We start from the raw sequence: 20,928 nt of genomic DNA on the forward strand, positions 1-20,928 counted from the left end.
TCACGCGAGGGCCTCTCTCAGCTGTCGAACGGTCTCTTCGGGCTTGTCGCGGTGCAGCGAATGACCGGCTCCCTCGACGACCGACATCGTGATGAGAGGGTTCGAGGCGAGTACCGCGGCGGCGACGTCGCCGGTGAAGATGCTGTAGACCGCGGGATCCGACGCGATCACATGGGTGGAGACGGTCAGCCGCGCGGCATCCGCCGTGACATCCCAGGGGGTGTTCTGCGCACTTGTCTGCTCGACGGCCCACGCACTCGCCCGATGCACGGCGTCGACTTTGAGCTCCCAGTCCTGCGGATGCCACTGCGGATGTTCCTGCTGCACGAGCTCGACTCTGTTGTCGGCGAACGCGCGCTCTTGGCTGCGGCGCACGATCGCGGCATCGCGGCCGCCGACCAGGATCGCCGGGTCGAGCAGCACCAGGCGGCGGGTCCATTCGGGAGCGGATGCTGCGGCTGCTGCGCTCGCGGCACCGCCGAGCGAGTGGCCGACCACGGCGTGCCACGGCCCGCCGCCCTCGGGAATCGTCGCGACGAGATCTGCCGCATAGGCCGCGACCGAGTAGTCGAGGGCGCGAGGGGCATCGCCGTGGCCGCGCAGATCGACGGCGGTCGCATGCCATCCGGCGTCGGCGAGGGCGACGCCCACTCGCCACATGAGGGCGCCGGATGAGCCGAGTCCGTGCACGAGGAGCACTCGGCGGTCGGAGGCCGGATCACCCCAGGAGATGCGGGGCAGCGAGAGCGGTGCGGGCATGCAGCAAGCCTACGACCGGGTCGTGCGGGTGAGGCGTGCCGAGCTCAGGCCAGCGGGGGCAGATCCCCGTGAGTGGTGAGCACGCGGGCGGCGGCTGCGTGTCCGGCCGAGAGCCGCTCGGCGAGCTCGGCGCCCTCGAGCGTCGCGGCGAGGAACCCGGCTGCGAAGGCGTCACCGGCGCCGACCGGCTCGACGACGTCGACTCGCGGGGCGGGCACGAACACCGGCTCGTCATCACCGTGGAACGCCGTCGCACCGATGTCGCCGTCCTTGACGATGAGCAGCCCGCAGCGCGGAAGGTGCGCGCGGATCTCGGCGGGAGTCACGGTGCCCCAGATGCGCTCGGCCTCGTCGCGACCGACGAAGGCGATGTCGGCGGCATCCGCAAGCCTGGCCAGGGTCTCAGCCGCCTCGTGCATCGTCCACAGCGCCCTGCGGTCGTTCACGTCGAACGAGACGAGCGCGCCGGCCGCGCGCGCGTCGCTGAACAGCTGGTCGACCATCACGCGGCAGGAGGGGGAGAGCGCCGGGGTGATGCCGGTCGTGTGCACGATGCGGACGCCCGCGAGATGCTCGGGGTCGAGGAACCCGGGTGCCATCAGCGACGCCGCCGATCCGCGTCGGTAGTAGTAGACGGACGACGACTCGATGCCAGGGTCCTTGAACATGACGCCGGTCGGAGCATCCGCATCCGTCGTCACCCAGAGGTCGACTCCGCGGCGCGCGAGCTCGGTCGAGATGCGCCCGCCGATCGGGTCGTCGCCCAGGCGTGACGCCCAGGCGGCCCGGTGCCCTGCCGAGACGAGCCCGACGGCGACGTTGCCCTCTGCGCCGGCGATCCCCAGTGCTGCCGTCTCGGTCTCGGCGAGCGGTGCGCCGAGGGCGGTGACGAGTCCCATGGACTCGCCGATGCAGACGACCTCGGGGGCGATGGATGCGGGGGAGGGGGCAGAGCTCATGAAGGGGTGACCGCCAGGGGTTCGGTGTCGGGGTGAGGACTCGCATCGCGATGACGCAGATCGGGGAAGGAACGGACGAAGATGATCGACACGACGAGTCCGGCTGCCGCGAAGAGCGTCGCGGCGAGGTAGGCGCCGCGCGGATCCGTCGCGTCGACGAGGAAGCCGGCCACCGCCGAGCCTGCCGCGGCGCCGATGAGCTGCCCGGTGCCCGCCCAGCCGAACGCCTCTGCGGTCTCGCTGAACTTGACGCTCGCAGTCGTGATGGCGAACAGCACGGCGAGAGCCGGGGCGACGCCGATGCCGGCGACGATGAGCGTGCCGCCGAGCCAGAACTCGTTGAGGGAGAACATGGTCAGCGCCAGGCCGACCGTGACGATGGTGAGTCGGCGGGCCATCGCCCATGGGCCGATCGGGATGTGCCCGAAAGAGAGTCCGCCGGCGAGGCTGCCGACGGCGAACACCGCGAGCACGAGGCCCGCCGCCAGGCTGCCGTGCTCGAACGTCGCGACGACGCCGACCTCGACGGCCGAGCACGCCCCGATGAGCAGGAACCCGATGACGGTGGCGAGCAGCACCGGCGGCTTGAGCACGACCTTGCCCAGTGCGCTGCGACTGCGCGGGATGCGCACGCGGCCGACCTCGGGAGAGAGGATGAACCAGGCTCCGCCGCCGATGAGAACGATCGCCACGAGCAGCAGTCCCTCGGCGGTGCCGACCTGGGTGGACACGAGGGTGATCACGACGGGGGCGAGGACCCAGATGATCTCCTGCAGCGAGGCGTCGAGGGAGAACAGCGGGGTGAGCTGCTTCGCGTTCACGAGCTTCGGATAGATGGTGCGCACCGCCGACTGCACCGGGGGTGTCGAGAGCCCGGCGATCATGCCCAGCACCATATAGCCGGGAACGTTCAGGGGAAGCAGTGCCAGGCCCAGCACCGCGACGACGCACACGGCGAGCGTGAGGGTGAGCACGCGGCGCATGCCCCAGGCGCCCATCCATCGACTCGTGATCGGACCGGCGACCGCCTGACCCACGCTGGTGGCGGCGAGCACCAGGCCCGCCGAGCCGTAGGAGCCGGTCTGCTGTTCGACGTGCAGCAGGATCGCGAGCGAGGTCATCCCGTTGGGGAAGCGAGCGGTCAGCTGTGCAGCGATCATGCGCGCCACTCCGGGCGTGCGAAGAAGGTCTTGATATCCCGCCACGGGTCAACGCTACCGGGAGCTGCCGACACCGATCGAAGCGGCTCATCTGCGACACGCCGCGACACGCCCAAACCGACTTTCCACAGAAAATCCGATGTCCGAGGTCGGTCGTATGGTCCGACCTGTGGATGGATCTCTCACAGGTCGTTCCCAGCCGCGATTTCTCGCGGTTCGGAGGTGCTCTCGAGGGGCCCGAGCCTGTGGAAGAAACGGTGGAGAACCTGTGTTGTATCAGTGGAGAGCGGTGGAAAACTACACGTATGTAACTACTACCCCTAGTGGTCACCCTGAATGTCCGTACCTATATGTAGTATTGAGATCCCGGTGAGGGTCTACCGGAAAACAGCCTGATTCAGATGCAGGCCAGAGATGTGAGGGGAAGCGAAAAGATGTCGATCACGGTCTACACGAAGCCGTCCTGCGTTCAGTGCAACGCCACCTACCGAGCGCTCGACGCCAAGGGCATCGAGTACGAAATCCTCGACCTGTCGGAAGACGCGAGTGCACTCGAGCAGGTCAAGGCGCTCGGCTACATGCAGGCGCCGGTCGTCGTCACCGACGAGGGCCACTGGTCGGGCTTCCGTCCCGACAAGATCGACGAGCTCGCCTCGCGTCTGGCGTGATCCACCATGAGCGCCGTCGCGACCGCCGCGCCGCTCCTGGCCTACTTCTCGAGCGCCTCGGGTAACACCGCGCGTTTCGTCGAGAAGCTCGGGCTCCCGGCCCGACGCATTCCCCTTCTCCGACAGCAGGAAGGGCTCGTCGTCGACGAGCCCTTCGTGCTGATCACCCCCACGTACGGCGGGGGTGAGGGGCGCGGCGTCGAACGAGGCGCGGTGCCCAAGCAGGTCATCCGGTTCCTCAACGACGAGCGCAACCGGAAGCACATCCGCGGAGTCATCTCCGCGGGGAACACCAACTTCGGCGACTCGTTCTGTCTCGCCGGTGACATCATCAGCCGCAAGTGCAACGTGCCTCACTTGTATCGGCTCGAGATCTTCGGCACACAAGACGATGTAGATCGCGTGAGCGACGGATTGGAGCGACGGTGGGTACCGCAGTTGACGAGCAGGCAGGATCAGACTCAGTGACGGACACGGTGGCGTTCAAGATGAACCCGACCTACGAGGGCCTCGACTATCACGCCCTAAACGCGATGCTGAACCTGTACGACGCGAACGGGAAGATCCAGTTCGACGCCGACAAGCGGGCGGCACGCGAGTACTTCCTGCAGCACGTCAACCAGAACACGGTCTTCTTCCACTCGCTCAAGGAGCGCCTCGACTACCTGGTCGAGAAGGAGTACTACGAGCCGGCCGTGATCGAGCAGTACTCGCTCGAGTTCATCCAGAAGCTCAACGACCTCGCCTACGGCAAGAAGTTCCGCTTCGAGACGTTCCTCGGCGCCTTCAAGTACTACACGAGCTACACGCTCAAGACGTTCGACGGCAAGCGCTACCTCGAGCGCTTCGAAGACCGCGTCGTGATGACGGCCCTCGGCCTCGCTGGCGGCGACGAGAACCTCGCTGTCGCACTGGTCGAGGAGATCATCTCCGGTCGCTTCCAGCCGGCGACCCCGACGTTCCTCAACTCGGGCAAGGCACAGCGCGGCGAGCTCGTCAGCTGCTTCCTGCTGCGCATCGAAGACAACATGGAGTCGATCGCCCGCGGCATCAACTCCGCTCTCCAGCTCTCCAAGCGCGGTGGTGGCGTTGCACTGCTGCTTTCGAACATCCGTGAGGCCGGCGCTCCGATCAAGCAGATCGAGAACCAGTCGTCGGGCATCATCCCCGTGATGAAGCTCCTCGAAGACAGCTTCAGCTACGCCAACCAGCTCGGTGCCCGTCAGGGCGCAGGAGCGGTGTACCTCAACGCGCACCACCCCGACATCATGCGCTTCCTCGACACCAAGCGTGAGAACGCCGACGAGAAGATCCGCATCAAGACGCTGTCGCTCGGCGTCGTGGTTCCCGACATCACGTTCGAGCTCGCCAAGAACGGCGAGGACATGTACCTCTTCTCGCCGTACGACGTCGAGAAGGTCTACGGCGTTCCCTTCGGCGACATCTCGGTCACCGAGAAGTACCGCGAGATGGTCGACGACCCGCGCATCAAGAAGACGAAGATCAACGCGCGCGAGTTCTTCCAGACCGTCGCCGAGATCCAGTTCGAGTCGGGCTACCCGTACATCATGTTCGAGGACACGGTGAACAAGGCCAACCCGATCAAGGGCCGCATCAACATGTCGAACCTCTGCAGCGAGATCCTGCAGGTGAACACACCGACCACGTACAACGACGACCTGTCGTACGACCAGATCGGCAAGGACATCTCGTGCAACCTCGGCTCGATGAACATCGCGTTGTCGATGGATGCCGATGACCTGGGCCAGACGGTCGAGACCGCGATCCGTGCGCTGAGCGCGGTGAGCGACCAGAGCCACATCCGCTCGGTCCGCTCGATCGAAGACGGCAACGACCGGTCGCACGCGATCGGCCTCGGCCAGATGAACCTGCACGGCTTCCTCGCTCGCGAGCACGTGCACTACGGGTCCGAAGAGGGCATCGACTTCACGAACATCTACTTCTACACGGTGCTGTTCCACGCGCTGCGCGCCTCGAACAACATCGCGATCGAGCGCAAGCAGGCCTTCGACGGCTTCGAGGACTCGACGTACGCGTCGGGGGAGTTCTTCGACAAGTACATCGAGCGCGCCTGGGTGCCCGAGACCGAGAAGGTCAAGGATCTCTTCGCGGGCAAGCACATCCCGACGCAGGCTGACTGGGTGGCGCTGAAGTCGTCGATCCAGGAGCACGGCATCTACAACCAGAACCTGCAGGCGGTGCCCCCGACCGGTTCGATCTCGTACATCAACAACTCGACGTCGTCGATCCACCCGATCGCGTCGAAGATCGAGATCCGCAAGGAAGGCAAGCTCGGCCGCGTCTACTACCCGGCGCCGTTCATGACGAACGACAACCTGGAGTACTACCAGGACGCATACGAGATCGGCTACGAGAAGGTCATCGACACGTACGCCGCCGCCACCCAGCATGTCGACCAGGGCCTGTCGCTGACGCTGTTCTTCAAGGACACCGCCACGACGCGTGACATCAACAAGGCTCAGATCTACGCATGGCGCAAGGGCATCAAGACGATCTACTACATCCGTCTGCGTCAGATGGCACTGGAGGGCACCGATATGACGGAGTGCGTCTCCTGCATGCTCTGACACTTCGACAGGCTCAGTGACCCAGGTATCGAGAAACGAAGAATCATGACTCCTCACCCCCCGCTCAAGCTGGTCGACAGCGTTCAGGCGATCAACTGGAACCGCATCCAGGACGACAAGGACCTCGAGGTCTGGAACCGTCTGGTGAACAACTTCTGGCTGCCTGAAAAGGTGCCGCTGTCGAACGACGTGCAGTCGTGGAACACGCTGACGCCCGAAGAGCAGCTGCTCACCATGCGCGTCTTCACCGGCCTGACGCTGCTCGACACGATCCAGGGCACGGTCGGCGCCGTGTCGCTGATCCCCGACGCGATCACGCCTCACGAAGAGGCCGTCTACACGAACATCGCGTTCATGGAGTCGGTGCACGCGAAGAGCTACTCCTCGATCTTCTCGACGCTCGCGTCGACCAAGGAGATCGACGAGGCGTTCCGCTGGTCGACCGAGAATCCGAACCTTCAGAAGAAGGCTCAGATCATCATGGACTACTACCAGGGTGATGACCCGCTCAAGCGCAAGGTCGCCTCGACGCTGCTCGAGTCGTTCCTGTTCTACTCGGGCTTCTACCTGCCGATCTACTGGTCGTCGAAGGCGAAGCTGACGAACACGGCCGACCTGATCCGTCTCATCATCCGCGACGAGGCCGTGCACGGGTACTACATCGGCTACAAGTTCCAGAAGGGTCTCGAGAAGGAGACCGAGGAGCGCCGCCAGGAGCTGAAGGACTACACCTTCAACCTGCTGTTCGAGCTCTACGACAACGAGGTGCAGTACACGCAGGACCTCTACGACGGCGTCGGCCTGACCGAGGACGTCAAGAAGTTCCTGCACTACAACGCCAACAAGGCGCTCATGAACCTCGGCTACGAAGCGATGTTCCCCTCGACCGTCACGAACGTGAACCCGGCGATCCTGTCGGCGCTCTCGCCGAACGCCGACGAGAACCACGACTTCTTCTCGGGGTCGGGCTCCTCCTACGTCATCGGCAAGGCCGAGGCGACGGAAGACGACGACTGGGACTTCTGAGTCACCTGTCGGTTCGGCTGACATCGTTCGAAAGCCATGCTGGTCCAAGAAGGGCCGCGGAATTCTTCAATTCCGCGGCCCTTCTAGCGCGTTCTCGCTCATCGATCCCTGAGAGCCGGTGATGACGAGGGTCCGCACGGCAGAGGGTTCCGGATCTTTCTGTTGGGCTCACACTCGCAGGAGCAACAGTGTCCGGACTCGCTCTTTCGCTCTACTATGAACGCCCGTTCCGCGTGCTCGGCGGTTGGAGCAAGAGAAGTCACGGTGGGATGCGGGGCGCGTGCTGGACGCGCCCCGCATCCGCTTACCCGGCTTTCTTCACGGTGTAGGTGAAGACGTCCGACCGCAGAACGTCCCCTGAGGTCTTGACTATCTCGATGGTGTGTTCCTTGTCCTTTAGCTTCGTCGCGGAGAACAGCTCCTGAGACGTGAGCCTGGTCGCGGCATGGGTGTCGACCGTCGCGACCTTCTCGCCGTCAAGGAACACGTCGACTGTTCCTTGGTCCGCTGCCTTCGGTCCGATCCATGACACTGCCGTGCCCCGGAAGGTGAACGATACGCGGTCGCCGTCCGCTGTCGTGGAGTGCACGTCGTCCAGGTAGTCACCCGAGAAGTCGAAGTCGAGGATCGTCTCGCCGACGGACAAGGTCCCCAGGAACGCGGAGGAGATTGTCACAGTGGATCCCGACAACATGTAGTCCGTTTCGCGCTCCAGCGTCACGCCCCCCATGCTGATTGCCGACAATGAACTGGGGTCGCGAAGCAGATCGACGGTGATGTCGCTGGGTTCTGCCTTGTTGAAGGCGCCCGACGTCGTACTCAGCTGACTGTCGAGGGTGACCACCAGTTTGTCCAGGAGCATGAACGAACCGGACTTTTTGACGGCACGCAATGTGTGGCTGCCGCTTGGCAAGTCCGCGACGCTGTAGACGACCTGCTGCGACAGTCGGCCGTCAGCGGGCGCCCGGTAGGTGCTCACCGTATCGACAAGCTGGCCATCGAGGTAGATCTCGACGTCCCCTTGGGATTCGTGGAGCTCAGTGACGTACTGGATGCCGGTGCCCTGGAACGTGTACTCGAAAGACGCGCCGTTCGCCTCGGCATAGTGCACATCATCGTTGTGGTCGCCGTTGCCGCGGTTGTTGCTGTACCCCCACGATCCGCCGTAGGCGATCCGTGAGTCGTCGTCGTTCAGTGTGACCGTCAGCCCCGTCGCGGGCGGGGTCGGGGTGCCGCCGCCGGGGGTATCGGAGACGGCGACCGTGAACGGCTGCGAGGTGGCAGGCAGCTCAGCGCCGTTGTTGCGCGCCCAGTCGCCTGCGTACTTCACGCGCAGGGCGTCGTCGTTGACCGTCAGTACCGACTGTTTCGCCGGCGTCACCTTGAGCAGGCGCACGCCGTGGATCGGCACGCTCTCTGCCGTGAAACTGCCATCGGCGTTGCCGAGGTTCTTGCGGGACCACAGGTCACGGACCTTCGCTGAACCGTCGAGACCGATGTCTGCGAAGTCGACGGTGATGTCGGCATCCGCTCGTCCGAGGTTGTACAGCGCGACGGTGTACGTCCCATCGGGAGCGAGTGCGTACCAGATCTGGTGCTTCGTCGCGGTGGAGACAGGGCGGGCGGGGATGCCTGCCTGATTGACGGCGATGACCTCAGGGTTGGTGAGCAGCTCGAGCCCATAGGGGTCGAGGGTGGTGAGGTCGTTGCCTAGATAGAACGGGGCGGCGGACGTGGCCCACAGTGTGGCGGCGAGGCGGCGCTCGTCTTTCGTCAGCCCGTCCATCTTGCCGTTACCCACGTTGAGGGAGTCGAGGTCGTTCCACCCGGCCGGCCCGCCGTGACGCCACCAGTCAGAAAGGCGCGGGAACAGGCGAGAGACTGTCTCCCAGCTCACGAGTGCTTCATCGCCGCAGTAGCACTCGACATCCCAGTCGATGCGCCACCCGTCCGCATACTGCTTCCAGTAGTCGGCGTAATTGATATCGACGGCCCAGGACAGTTCGAACCAGATGTTGTTGCGTTCGAGAGCCGCAGACCACGCAGCGACTTCTTCGCGGGCGTCCATGGACAGGTCGCTCACACCCGAGCCAGGAGTGACGCTGTCGAACTTGATGAAGTCGACTCCCCATTCGCCGAGCATGTCGGCGATGGAATCGATGTACTTCGTGGCACAGGGGTTCTCGAAGTCGATCCGGTAGCCGTAGCTCCAGTAGTCGCCCTGCTGGAGGGGCTGCTTGAGGATGTTCTCTGTAGTGCACTCGGGCGCGCCGTAGATCGGGAGTGCCTTCTGCGCCGTTTCGAGGCTCATACCGGGGATGAGGTAGAGGCCGACTTTCTGACCGTTGTCGTGCACGTGGTCGATGACGTCGTCCAGGCCGTCTGGGAACAGTGTCGTGCTGGGGATCGGACGACCGTACTCATCCTGCCCGCCGTTCCAGCCGGCGTCGATGTTGATGTACTCATAGCCGTACTCCTGCAGCTTGTCGTGCATTGCGTCGGACTGGGCCTTGATCTGGTCGGCCGTGATCCATTGACCGCCCTCGTAGACCTGCATGCTGTAGCTGCTCCAGCCCATGTAGGGCTTTGCGGAGAGCGGGGAGATCCCGTCGTCGCTGTTCTGCGTGCGCCGTGCCTCTTTGGCGGGGGCCGTGGAATCGGGGGACGGCGCGGAGGTCGGAGTGGTGACCTCCTCCGGGGCGGCCGACTCTGTGGGAGCCGGCGTCTCGGTCGGTTCTTCCATCGGCACGGCCGTCTCGGATGGAGCCGGCGTGCTCTCGGGCGCGGAGGTGGACGTCGGGTCCGGGGTGGGCTCGGTCGCCCAGCTCGCGCCCGGCGCGAGGCTCAGGGCTAGCGCCGGGACGGCGAGCGCGGCGGTGACCGACGCCATCCGCTTTTTCTGTCGGTGGGCTTTCATTGTTTTCCTCTCGTTCGACTGCTCTGTCGTGGGGATGGGAAGAAGGGTCGTGTCTAGTCCTGTGAGCGACGGACCTCGATGAGCATTGCCTGCTGCGGGTTCAGCGTGGGCAAGGGAAGACCTACGCCGACAATCACCGCTCCGGGGACAGCAATGGGGCTCTGGATGGCGTCCGCTATCCACTCAGGGTCGTCACCCTGATGGCGGCTCGCTGCGCCAAGATCCTCGCGGATCACGACCGTGTAGGTCGCCGCTGCGTCGAGGCCGGGGAATCGCACGCGCCCTGATTGGCCGGAGGGCGACGTGACGAAACGGCTCCAGGTGAACAGCGCAGCGCTCCCATCCTGGGCAACGATGCCGGTCAGCGCGGTCGCCTCGTCGGTCACGTCGGCATTTACAACGCGACCGCTGTGGAGCAGCGGGCGGAACTCCCGGTACATCCGTGCCCACGTCGCGATCATTGCCAGTTCCGCATTGTCGACCGCCGTGAGGTCCTGCTCGATGCCGGCGTGAGCGGTCAAGGCCGTCGTCAGTCGAAAAGAGAGGTCGGTTGTACGTGAGGTGGTGTGCGAGCGGGCCGCGCCGAGGTGCGAACCAATGAGTTCAGGCGGCACGATGGTTCGCGTCCAACGCTCGATCTGGACGCGCTCGACGGGGTCGTTGCAGTCCGAAGCCCATACGCGGTCGGTGCGATCCAGGATGCCGAGGTCGATACGTCCGCCACCGCCGGAACAGGTTTCGATCTCGAGGGCGGGATGACGTCGTCTCAGTTCGTCAAGGAGCCGGTACAGCGCCATTGTCTGCCGGTGGACGCTGGGTCGGTCGCCGTCGTCGCCACGACTCACTGCCTCCAGCAGGTCGCGGTTGTGGTCCCACTTCAAGTAGTCGATAGCGTGCTCGCGGACGAAGAAGTCGATGCGTTCGAGCAGGTAGTCGTAGGCCTCGGGGCGGGCGATGTCGAGCACGTACTGAGAACGTGATGCGGGGCCAAGGCCCTCCGCGGGTCCCAGCACCCAATCGGGATGGGTGCGGGCGAGATCGGAATCGAGGTTGATCATCTCCGGTTCGAACCAGAGGCCGAACTGCATGCTGTGGGACCGCACGAGGTCGACGAGCGGGGCGAGGCCGTGCGGCCAGACCTGCTCGTCGACGTACCAGTCGCCGAGTCCGGCATCGGCCTCGCGGCGCCCGCGGAACCAGCCGTCGTCGAGCACGATCCGTTCGACGCCGACCTCGGCCGCGCGCTCGATGAGGGCGGTGAGTCGATCAAGGTCGTGGTCGAAGTAGACGGCCTCCCAGGTGTTGAGCACGAGCGGTCGAGGGGTACGCGGGTGCGAGTGGCGCGACCTGAGTCGGCGGTGCATGCGATCCGAGAGCCCGTCGACTCCTGCGTCCGACCAGACGAATAGGGCCGTTGGCGCGTCGTAGCGGTCACCGTCCTCGAGGATGATCTCGCCCGAGTGCAGTTCCTCGCCCGCCCCGATGATTGAGGAGAATGTGCCGGCCCCCTCCGTGAGGCGCTCGGCGAGGTAGCGCTGCTCACCAGACCACGCGAGGTGCACGGCCCATGCCTCGCCGTGCCCGAAGCCGAAACCGGGCGTCCCGGCAACGAGGAGGAACGGAGAGTCGTGACCGGGCTTGCCGCGGTGCGCGGAGCGGAGGTGTGTCCCGAAGCCGAACGGCATCCGCTGAGGTGACCGCTCACGGCACCACTTGCCGGTGAAGTCGAGGACCTCCGCCGCGCGCTCAGGCAGGGGTAGGAGGGCGAGAATACCGTCGAGCGTGTACGGCGTACCCCCGATGCGCGGGCTGAGCGCGGCATCCCGCACGATTGCGGCGTCCACTGCGAGGACGCCGTGCTCGTCCAGGTGATAGCGCAGGGTCGTGCGCAGACCCGTCACGGCGTCGTCGAAGTCGAGCGTGATGCGCCCTCCACTCACCGGGCCCTCCCGCTCAACCTCGTGGGCCACGAGGCGCGGACGAGGTGTGGTCGCCCGCCCCTGCGCGTTGCCAGCGATGGCGGGCGTGCCCGACCAGCCTTCGAACTCAGTCGGCAGTGCGGAGAAAGTGCGGGGGATATCGGGCGAGTTGTTGAGCTGAGCAGGTCCCGCCGTGTGGGCGAGCGCGGATGCCGTCGCCGGATCCACTTCGCCGATGTCGGCGCCCCAGTGCAGGACGCGCGGGATCGGGGCGGCGATATGGACGACGAATGAGGCGCCTGCGGCGCGGAGTGCGACTACGGCGTCGGCACGGGAAGTCATGGAATGCGATCCTCCGGTAATTACTTGACATCGTCAATAAACCACGTCTGCGAGACGCGCGCAAGCGTTGTGCCGGATTCGGGCGGTAGGGAAATCACCGTTGCGATTTGAGCGAGGTCGTGATTTTATTACGACGTAAAGTAATCCTGCCCCGGGAGGGCGAACATGAAGCTCAGTGCCGAGCACGCACCACCGACGGAGGTCGCCTCGACCGTCCGTCGATCCACAAGACGCTCACGACTCACCAGCAGTCTGCGCCGCTATTGGCAGCTCTACCTGCTGCTCCTCGTGCCCATCGTCTGGTTCATCGTGTTCCGATACGTGCCGATGGCGAATGCTGTGATCGCGTTCAAGAACTACAACCCCATCGACGGCGTATGGGGGAGCCCGTGGGTCGGCTTCGACAACTTCGCGAACCTCTTCGGCAACCCGGTGTTCCCCCGGCTCGTCGGCAACACCTTCCTCCTCGCCGCGTACACGCTGATCGCGAGCTTCCCGCTGCCGATCATCCTCGCGCTGGCCCTCAACGAGGTCCGCCTGCGGTTCTTCACGCGCACCGTGCAGCTCGTCACCTACGCGCCCTACTTCATCTCCACGGTTGTGGTCGTCTCCATGACGATCCTCCTCCTCTCGCCGAGGGTCGGATTGTTGGGCAGGACGTTCAGCTTCTTCGGCGCAGGGCAGGTCGATCTCTTGGCCGACGCCGACTTCTTCCGGCACATCTACGTCGCCACAGACATCTGGACCACCACCGGGTACTCCGCCGTCATCTACCTCGCCGCATTGGCCTCCGTCGATACCTCGCTCTACGAGGCGGCGAAGATCGACGGCGCGTCGCGGCTGCAGAAAATCTGGAACGTCGATATCCCGGCGCTGCTGCCCACGGCATCCATCATCCTCATCCTGGGCGTCGGGAACATCATGGCCATCGGGTTCGAGAAAGCGTTCCTTCTGCAGAACGCGCTCAACCTGTCGACCTCAGAGATCATCCCGACCTACGTGTACAAGACAGGCATCCTCAATGCGAACTTCAGCCTCGGTGCGACCATCGGACTCTTTAACGCCGTCATCAGCCTCGTGCTGCTGCTCGTGGTGAACACAGTGTCGAAGCGAGTGACGGGAAACGGGCTGTGGTGACCATGACCAACACCGAAGCGCTCCTCACGGAGGAGGTCGGCGTCGCCGGGAACCGGAGACGCCGGCCGAAGCGCGACCCGCTCACTCGCGGCGTGCGCGTCAAGGAGACCAAGGCGGATCGCGTGTTCGTGATCGCCGCGTACATCCTGCTCTCCGTCTTTCTGCTCGTCGTGTTGCTTCCGCTGCTGAACATCGTCGCGAGCTCGCTCTCGAGCCCCCAGGCGGTGTCGTCCGGCCGCGTGCTGTTCTGGCCCGTCGACTTCACCTTCCGCGGCTACGTGGAGGCGCTGGGCAACCCAGCCATCCTGCGCGGCTTCGGCAACTCCGTCTTCTACACGGTCGCCGGCACGCTCATCAGCGTCGTGGGCACTGTCGCCATCGCGTACCCGCTGTCTCGGGCGGGGCTGTTCGGACGCAAGGCCATCACCGGCGGGGTCGTGTTCACCATGCTCTTCACCGGCGGCGTGATCCCGATGTACCTCGTCGTGCAGTCGTTGGGGCTCCTCGACACCCGCTGGTCGATGCTCCTGCCCAATGCCATCGGTGTCTGGCAGGTCATCATCGCCATCGTCTACTTCCGCTCGTCGGTGCCGGACGAGGTGTACGAAGCGGCTCAGCTCGACGGCGCGTCAGAGCTCCGGATCCTGTGGACTATCGTCGTGCCGCTCGCCAAGCCACTGCTCGCCGTAGTCGCCCTCATGTACGCGATCATGCAGTGGAACTCCTACTTCGACGCCTTGCTCTACTTGCGGGATGCCGATCTGCAACCTCTCCAGCTCGTGCTGCGCGGCCTGCTGATCCTCAACGACGCGGGCGGCGGTGGTGATGTCGCCGAACAGCTGCGGAGGCGCGAGCTCGCGGACCTGCTGCGCTACTCCACCGTCGTGATCGCCACAATCCCGATGCTCGTGGCCTACCCGTTCGTTGCGAAGTACTTCAACAAGGGCATCATGGTCGGCGCCGTCAAGGGCTGACCCCCACAGACCCACCACACAACCCACCCATTCACCGGTCAAAGGAGATTCCGGCACATGAGACACAGCATCATCAGAGGAGCCGCGGCCGCAGGCGTACTCGCACTGGCGGTGGGAGCACTCGCCGCCTGCACGTCGCCGAGCGACGACAACGGTCAGCTCGTGGCCTTCGGACCGCAGGGCGAGAACGGCTCCCTAGAAGACAACAAATTCACGCAGTTGCTCGAGGAGAAGTTGGACATCGACTTCGACTGGCAGACCACCACCTACGATGGCAGCGTCGCGGGGGAGAAACGTCAGGTCTCGCTGGCCAGCGGCGACTACCCCGACGCGTACTTCCTCGTGCCGTGGGTCGATGCCTTCTCGCGCAGCGAGATCCTCAAGTACGGGCAGCAGGGCGTGCTGGTGCCTCTCGAGGAGCTCATCGACGAGTACGCCCCGAACCTCAAGGAGCGCTTCGACGAGAAGCCCGACTGGAAGCAGTCGGTCACCGCGCCGGACGGTCACATCTACGCCATCACCCAGTGGACAGAGTGCTTCCATTGCGGCTACCCGTCGAAGCTATGGATGAACACCACCTGGCTCGACACGCTCGGGCTCGCTCAGCCGACGACCACCGAGGAGCTGCGCGAGGTGCTCCGCGCGTTCAAGAACGACGACCCCAACGGCAACGGCAAGGCCGACGAGATTGCGCTCAGTGCCTCGGCATCCGAGCCCGTGATCAACTACTTCATGAACGCGTTCGCGTACGCGCCGTATGGCAGCCCGTCGAGCCCGCCGCCCATGGTCATGGACGACGGCAAGGTCACGATCTCGGCGACGTCCGACGGTTGGCGCGCCGGTCTGCAGTACGTCGCGTCGCTCGCCGACGAAGGCCTCATCGACACGGCATCGTTCACGCAGAACGGCAACGCGCTTCGCGCCCTGGGCGACAACGCCGAGGCCGAAATCCTTGGGGCGGCCGCGGTGCTGCACCCCTACGAGATCGTGACGGCGGACTCTCCGGATGGGCGCGACACGCACTACGACGCCATTCCTCCGGTGAAGGGGCCCGACGGTACCCAGTTCGCGACGTATCGCTCGCCCGTGAGCCCGCTCGGCATGTTCGCGCTGACGAACAAGTCGAGCGAGGAGGAGCGCATCAAAGCGATCAAGGTCATCGACTACCTCGTCACGGACGAGGGTGACCGCCTCGGCGCCATGGGACCGGAGGGCGAGGCGTGGGTCCCCGCTGAGGAGGGCGACGTCGCCCTTGATCCCGAGCTGGAGCCCACGTTCAAGCCACTCACCTATGACGAGACGTCGAACGCCGCCTGGCGTTCGATGGGTCAGTACTGGGATTCACTCGAGTACCGCAACTCGCAGGTCGTGCCCGAGGACGTGTACAGCCCGGACGGCTACGAGCGGCGGCTGCTGGAGGCGACGAAGCTCTATGAGCCATTCGCTCCGGACGAGGACCTGCTGTTCCCCGATGCGAAGCTCTGGCCCGACCCCGACACCTCGGCGGAGGTGGCCGAGCTGCAGACGAACATCGCCACCTACATCACGCAGGCGCAGGCGGAGTTCGTGACCGGTCAGCGGGACATCGACGACGACGGAGCGTGGCAGTCATACCTCGACGACCTGTCAGGACTCGGCGTCGACCGCTACCTGGAGTTGCAGCAGCAGCTGTACGACGCACTCTGAGCGTCTGAAGGGATGCGCGGGACGGGATTCTCCGTCCCGCGCATCCTGCTGCCTGGAGATGGGTGTCCGCGCGGACACGCGGGTGAGCGCTCGAGCCTCGAGTAAGTCAGCGAGCGAGAACGTCAGCGGACGAGTGACTGTATGGCGGCCGCCGCGGCGCCGCGGGCCCAGTCCTCGAACGTGTGCGGCCTCGTCACAATGCGGCAGCGCACGGCGGCACCGAACGCGTGTGCCTCGAAGGCGTCGCGCAGGGTCTTCTCGAAGAGGTCGAAATTCGACACGCCCTCACCGCCGATGATGACGACTTCGGGGCCGGTGAGATTGACGAGTGCGGCGATGGCGGTTCCGATCAAGCGCGCGGCCTCCCGGAATGCGGCATCCGCCCCCGGTTCGCCGGCGTGGGCGAGCTCTACGGCCTCGGTGATCGTGACCGGGCGACCGAGTGCCGCCGACACGGCCGCTTCGATGGCGGGTGTCGACGCGGCGGCCTCGACGCAGCCCCGGCGACCGCACGGGCATACGAGCGCCGAGTCGGCCAGCGGCAGATGTCCGATCTCGCCTGCGACGCCGAACGCTCCACTGACGACCTGACCGTTCAGGTGGAGCCCGCTGCCGATACCGCGCCCGATAGTGACCATGGCAAAGGACGCTGTGCCGAGTCCGACTCCGAACCAGTGCTCGCCGATGGTGAGGGCGTGCACGTCATTCTCGAGGGTGACGGGCCAAGGGAGACGCTGTGCGAGGAGGTCGCCGAGAGGCACGTCGGCCCAGCCCATGATGTTCGACTCGCGCACGATGCCGGTAGCGGTATCGACGTCGCCGGAGACGGATACGCCGACACCCGCGACCGCGGAGACGCTGCTGCCGAGTTGGCCCTCGAGCGCGGCGACGACATCGGCTATGGCGTCGAGAACCGTGTGCGGGTCGTGGGCGCGGAGTGTGCGTCGCTCACTCGCGAGGATTGTCGTGGCGAGGTCGGTGGCCACCGCGATCACTTCATCAACGTTGACCTTCACGCCGATCATGACCATCGACTCGAGCACGATTGATACAGGGCTCACCGGGCGGCCAGGGGTCCCGTCGCGGTGCGAGGCGGGGGGCGTGTTGACCAGACCGGCGGCGACCAGCGGAGCGACCGCCTTGGTCACGGCGGCCTGGGAGAGTCCGGTCTGGCGGGCGATGTCGATGCGGCTGATGGGGCTGCGCGTCAAGATCGTCTCGAAGACCCGTGAACCCGCGTCGGACGCCGAGCGGATGAGAGTGGTGCGCGCCGCGGTGTCGTGATCCATCAGATCCTTCAGTTCGTGTCGGCTATCGTAGCGAATCCGCGCGGGCAGGCAGGGGGTCCCGGGTGGAGATGTGTCGCGCTGCGAAGTCGAGACCGTTCTCCTCATCGAGATCGCCGCCCGCCTCGTGGCCGTTGTAGGGCCACAGTATGACAGTCTTCGCGCCGCCGTACGCGCTGAACGCTGGGAGCACGGTATCTGGCGGAGCGATGCCGTCAAGCATCCCTGTGCTCAGCAGAGCAGGAGCGGTCGCGCGCTTGGCATGGTTGACGCCGTCGAAGTACCGCAGGGTGTTGAGGGCCGTCGCGGCGTCGCCACGGCGGTCGGCGAGGTACTGCGTGAGCAGGGAGTACGGGTGCTCTCGGCTCGGCGTCGCGGCGCGGTTGAGCTCGCAGAGAAATGGTGCCTGAATGACGGAGACGGCAAGGTCGGGCACCAGGCCGGCGATAGCGAGCGCGATGCCCCCTCCCTGGCTCGCCCCGACGACGCCGACGCGCCCCGGGTCGACGAGGTCGATGGATCGCAGTGCGTCCACGGCCCGCACAGCATCGGCGAAAACGCGACGATAGTAGTAGTCGTACGGAGAGCGAAGTCCCCGCGTGAGGAAGCCCCCGGCCGACGGACCGCCGTCCGCGTGGTCGTCGTCGGTGTCGCCGTGACCTTGGCCCCGGGCGTCGACGACGAGGTGCGCGTAGCCGGCGGCCGCCCAGCGCAGGTCGCGCAGGGCGTGCCCCCGGCCGTTCCCGTAACCGAAGAACTGCACCATGCCGGGGAGCGGGGCGGTCGCGCCGTGCGGGACGCGCAGCCACGCACAGATCGGTGTGCCACCGAATCCCCGGAAGCGAACCTCGTACACGTCGATCTGAGTGAGCCGAGTCGGGCGCGGCGTCAGGGTCACGTCGAGCGGCAGGCTCCGGGTCTCGGCGATGGTGTCAGCCCAGAAAGAGTCGAAGTCGTCGGGCTCGGTCTGCGTGGTCGGGACGCCGACCGTCGTGATCTCACCGTGCATGCACATCCTCCACTCGCTCTGGACTGGTCGTTGCGGAAGGCGCCGGGATGGTGACCGCGCATCCGGCCGGAACGTCGAGCGGTATCACGCGGTCGCCGATGCGAACGCGGAGCGACCGATCCTCGGTGCCGGGGTTGCGCAGGGTTGACGCGGTTACGCGTCCGCCGGACCAGGAGAGGTCGAGCAGCAGCCCGGTGCGGACGGCGATACCCTGCGCGTCACCCTTGGGCCAAGCCGCGGGCAGCGCGGGCAGCAGGTGCACCTCGCCGGCGTGGCTCTGCACGATCATCTCGGTGATGGCTGCGGGGAAACCGAGGTTGCCGTCGATCTGGAAGGGGGGATGCGTGCTGAACAGGTTCGGCAGCAGGCCACCCCACTCGGAGCCGTCGACCGGACCGTGCCGGGAAGAATCTCCGTCGAACGGAGTCAGAGCCTCCTCGAGCAGGGATGCCGCATCCTCGCTCTGTCCCGCGCGCGCCCGGAGCGCGACCTTCCAGGCCCACGACCATCCCATCGCGCCGGGACCGCGGGCGTCGAGGAACCGCACGGCGGCGTCAAGGAGCAGCGGCGTGGCTTCCGGCGTGATGCTGTCGAGCGGATACAGCCCGACGACAGGGGAAAGGTGGCGGTGCAGGGGCTCGTGCTCGCGCACCTCCGCACCCCACTCCAGAATCCGCCCGTCAGTACCGATGCGTAGCGGTGCGAGCCGGGCAAGCGCACTACGCACCTCAGCTTCCAGTGGATCGCGGTTGTCGAGGTGCGATATCGCACGAAGGGTGCGCCTGAAGAGCGCGCCGATGAGGGCGAGATCGGAAGCGGAGCTGAGGCCCAGAGGTGTGGGCTGGCCGTCCTCGGCGACGAACGAGTTCTCGGGGGAGGTGGAGGGCGAGGTGCGGAGGAGACCGTCGTCGCCCTCGACAAGCCAGTCGAGGCAGAACTCGGCCGCCCCACGGAGGACGGGCCAGATTCGAGTCCGGAGCAGCTCGCGGTCGCCGCCGAACTCGTAGGCGTCCCAAAGATTGTGGGTGAGCCAGACGCCACCCATCATCCAGATCGCCCAGCTGGCCGCGCCACTGCCGTTGCCCACGGGGAGAGTCCAACCCCAGACATCGCTGTTGTGGTGTGCAACCCATCCGCGGGCACCGTACAGGCGTCGCGCTACGTCCCGACCTGTGTCCGCCAGATGCTCGACGAGCGCCAACAGTGGCTCGAAGACGTCGGGGGCGTGGAGCACAGGGGCCGCCCAGTAGTTCATTTCCGTATTGATGTTGATCGTGTAGTTGGACGACCATGCAGGGCGCAGCTCGGCATTCCAGATGCCCTGGAGGTTCGCCGGGGGGTTTCCGGCGCGCGAGCTCGAGGCGAGCAGGTACATGCCGTACTCGGCCGCGATGGTCGCGCGGAGTTGCGGGTCGTCGCCGCGCAACACGTCGCGATCCACGCTCCAGATCCCCTCACGTCGACTGCCAATCGCGAATCGCGCCCTGCTCACGCGCCGCCTATCAGCGACGTGCTCGGCGAAGAGGTCCGCGACGGCTCGGCGAACCGTCGCTTCCGCTCGCTTGTGGGCGCGATCCCGGATCGTCTCGCGTGAGGCGGTCCGCCAGTCCCCGTCAGCGTCGGCCCACCACGACCCGGCGCGCGACGATGTGGACAGGGCGATCAGCAGTCGACGGGCTCTGCGAACGGCGAGGCGCTCAGGAGCGCCCTCGATCTCGCCGTCTGAGTCGATGGCCGCGACGACCGCGGCGTAGGCGTCATACGAGTCGGCGTCATCGTCCGCGTAGCGATGGCCGGGTTCGACCGAAGCCTCGTGTAACGGCGCCCCGTCGACGGGGATCTGTATGTCGAGGCCGAGTGCTCCGGGCAGATCGACCGGGTGGCCGCGCAGGGGGGTCGTAAGAGTGATGTTGACGTCGAACTCGTCGTTGGAAGACAGCTCTACGAGCAGTGCCCCGGCGGGTGCGGACACCCAGGAGCGTCGACGCACGCGTCCTTGCGGGGTTTCCAGCATCTCGAGCAGGCATGCCTCGTCGAGGTCGAGGGCGCGCGCGGGAGTGATGGGCTCCGCTCCAGAGACTTCGACGTGGAGATCAGCGAGAGGGAGAAATTCCTGCGAGTATGGCCCTTCGAACGCCATCAGGAGGTCTTCCGCCTGCCTCACCTCGCCGGCGTTCAGAGCGGATCGCACCTCGGCGAGGCGCTCTGGTCCTGCCCCGCGCGTGGCGACATCGTCGAGTGCGCGAGCTGGTCCGTCCGGGGTGCCGGACCAGACGGTCGAGTCGTTGAGGCGGTAGAGGCCGGAGCCTCCAAAGGCCATGGCGCCGATGCGGCCGTTGCCGAGGGGAGTGGCCTCGTCCCAGCAGGATGCGGGTGTATCCCAGGTGAGGCGCAGGGTGTCGCTCATCGCACTCCAGTGTGTTGATCGAATCGGGCAGCACCGTCAGCGTAGGAGGCATTAATTGCCACTGTCAAGT

15 protein-coding genes are annotated in these 20,928 nt (G+C 65.8%); 7 read left to right on the forward strand and 8 right to left on the reverse strand.

The features are described 5' to 3' along the window. From ACIOU8_RS13100 to ACIOU8_RS13110, 3 genes are read right to left on the reverse strand one after another with little or no spacing between them, the layout of a single operon-like run. Positions 1-759 (reverse strand): alpha/beta fold hydrolase, encoded by a 759-nt coding sequence (locus ACIOU8_RS13100; RefSeq protein ID WP_400790177.1) that lies wholly within the window; start codon positions 757-759, stop codon positions 1-3. 44 nt (positions 760-803) lie between these two features. Further along, positions 804-1,718 carry a sugar kinase gene (locus tag ACIOU8_RS13105; RefSeq protein WP_400790180.1) on the reverse strand — a complete coding sequence of 305 codons (915 nt, stop codon included), beginning with the start codon at positions 1,716-1,718 and terminating at the stop codon, positions 804-806. Beyond that, positions 1,715-2,878, reverse strand: coding sequence for an MFS transporter (locus ACIOU8_RS13110; RefSeq protein ID WP_400790182.1), 1,164 nt, complete (start codon positions 2,876-2,878; stop codon positions 1,715-1,717). The genes ACIOU8_RS13105 and ACIOU8_RS13110 overlap by 4 nt, the downstream gene beginning before the upstream one ends. Positions 2,879-3,312: 434 nt before the next feature. Here ACIOU8_RS13110 and nrdH point away from each other — a divergent pair, with 434 nt between their 5' ends. Genes nrdH through nrdF form a run of 4 tightly spaced genes read left to right on the forward strand, consistent with a single transcriptional unit; the run spans position 3,313 to position 7,181 of the window. Continuing rightward, positions 3,313-3,546: a glutaredoxin-like protein NrdH gene (gene nrdH / locus ACIOU8_RS13115; protein ID WP_290163066.1), complete on the forward strand. Its 234-nt coding sequence runs from the start codon at positions 3,313-3,315 to the stop codon at positions 3,544-3,546. A gap of 6 nt (positions 3,547-3,552) precedes the next feature. Then, complete coding sequence (nrdI, locus tag ACIOU8_RS13120) at positions 3,553-4,014, forward strand: class Ib ribonucleoside-diphosphate reductase assembly flavoprotein NrdI (RefSeq protein ID WP_400790185.1); 462 nt, start codon at positions 3,553-3,555, stop codon at positions 4,012-4,014. A 20-nt stretch (positions 4,015-4,034) separates the two neighbouring features. After that, the gene (nrdE, locus tag ACIOU8_RS13125) at positions 4,035-6,155 is read left to right on the forward strand and encodes a class 1b ribonucleoside-diphosphate reductase subunit alpha (protein WP_400790698.1); all 2,121 of its coding nucleotides are present in this window, start codon (positions 4,035-4,037) and stop codon (positions 6,153-6,155) included. A gap of 45 nt (positions 6,156-6,200) precedes the next feature. Continuing rightward, positions 6,201-7,181, forward strand: a complete 981-nt coding sequence (gene nrdF / locus ACIOU8_RS13130) for a class 1b ribonucleoside-diphosphate reductase subunit beta (RefSeq protein ID WP_091226104.1) — start codon at positions 6,201-6,203, stop codon at positions 7,179-7,181. 304 nt (positions 7,182-7,485) lie between these two features. Here nrdF and ACIOU8_RS13135 read toward each other — a convergent pair whose 3' ends face one another. Beyond that, positions 7,486-10,071 carry a X2-like carbohydrate binding domain-containing protein gene (locus tag ACIOU8_RS13135; protein ID WP_400790187.1) on the reverse strand — a complete coding sequence of 862 codons (2,586 nt, stop codon included), beginning with the start codon at positions 10,069-10,071 and terminating at the stop codon, positions 7,486-7,488. Between the two features lie 80 nt (positions 10,072-10,151). Then, on the reverse strand, positions 10,152-12,359 hold the full coding sequence (locus ACIOU8_RS13140; RefSeq protein ID WP_400790190.1) for an alpha-galactosidase: 2,208 nt from the start codon (positions 12,357-12,359) through the stop codon (positions 10,152-10,154). A 165-nt stretch (positions 12,360-12,524) separates the two neighbouring features. On the opposite strand from ACIOU8_RS13140, the gene ACIOU8_RS13145 reads away from it, so the two are divergent. Genes ACIOU8_RS13145 through ACIOU8_RS13155 form a run of 3 tightly spaced genes read left to right on the forward strand, consistent with a single transcriptional unit; the run spans position 12,525 to position 16,156 of the window. Then, positions 12,525-13,496, forward strand: a complete 972-nt coding sequence (locus tag ACIOU8_RS13145; RefSeq protein ID WP_253385570.1) for a sugar ABC transporter permease — start codon at positions 12,525-12,527, stop codon at positions 13,494-13,496. A gap of 2 nt (positions 13,497-13,498) precedes the next feature. After that, a complete protein-coding gene (locus ACIOU8_RS13150) occupies positions 13,499-14,470 on the forward strand; it encodes a carbohydrate ABC transporter permease (RefSeq protein WP_400790194.1) in 972 nt (323 codons plus the stop codon). Between the two features lie 57 nt (positions 14,471-14,527). Beyond that, positions 14,528-16,156, forward strand: a complete 1,629-nt coding sequence (locus tag ACIOU8_RS13155) for an extracellular solute-binding protein (RefSeq protein ID WP_400790197.1) — start codon at positions 14,528-14,530, stop codon at positions 16,154-16,156. Between the two features lie 122 nt (positions 16,157-16,278). Here the strand turns inward: ACIOU8_RS13155 and ACIOU8_RS13160 are convergent, their stop codons facing one another. The 3 genes from ACIOU8_RS13160 to ACIOU8_RS13170 are packed head-to-tail and all read right to left on the reverse strand — an operon-like array spanning position 16,279 to position 20,858. Next, positions 16,279-17,445, reverse strand: a complete 1,167-nt coding sequence (locus tag ACIOU8_RS13160) for an ROK family protein (RefSeq protein ID WP_400790200.1) — start codon at positions 17,443-17,445, stop codon at positions 16,279-16,281. Positions 17,446-17,467: 22 nt separating this feature from the next. Further along, entirely contained in the window at positions 17,468-18,451 is a 984-nt protein-coding gene (locus ACIOU8_RS13165) for an acetylxylan esterase (RefSeq protein ID WP_400790203.1), read from the reverse strand. Next, on the reverse strand, positions 18,441-20,858 hold the full coding sequence (locus ACIOU8_RS13170) for a glycosyl hydrolase family 95 catalytic domain-containing protein (protein ID WP_400790206.1): 2,418 nt from the start codon (positions 20,856-20,858) through the stop codon (positions 18,441-18,443). The genes ACIOU8_RS13165 and ACIOU8_RS13170 overlap by 11 nt, the downstream gene beginning before the upstream one ends. Between the last annotated feature and the right edge of the window lie 70 nt (positions 20,859-20,928).

Source organism: Microbacterium sp. NPDC087589 (assembly GCF_044743635.1).
Taxonomy (GTDB): Bacteria; Actinomycetota; Actinomycetes; order Actinomycetales; family Microbacteriaceae; genus Microbacterium.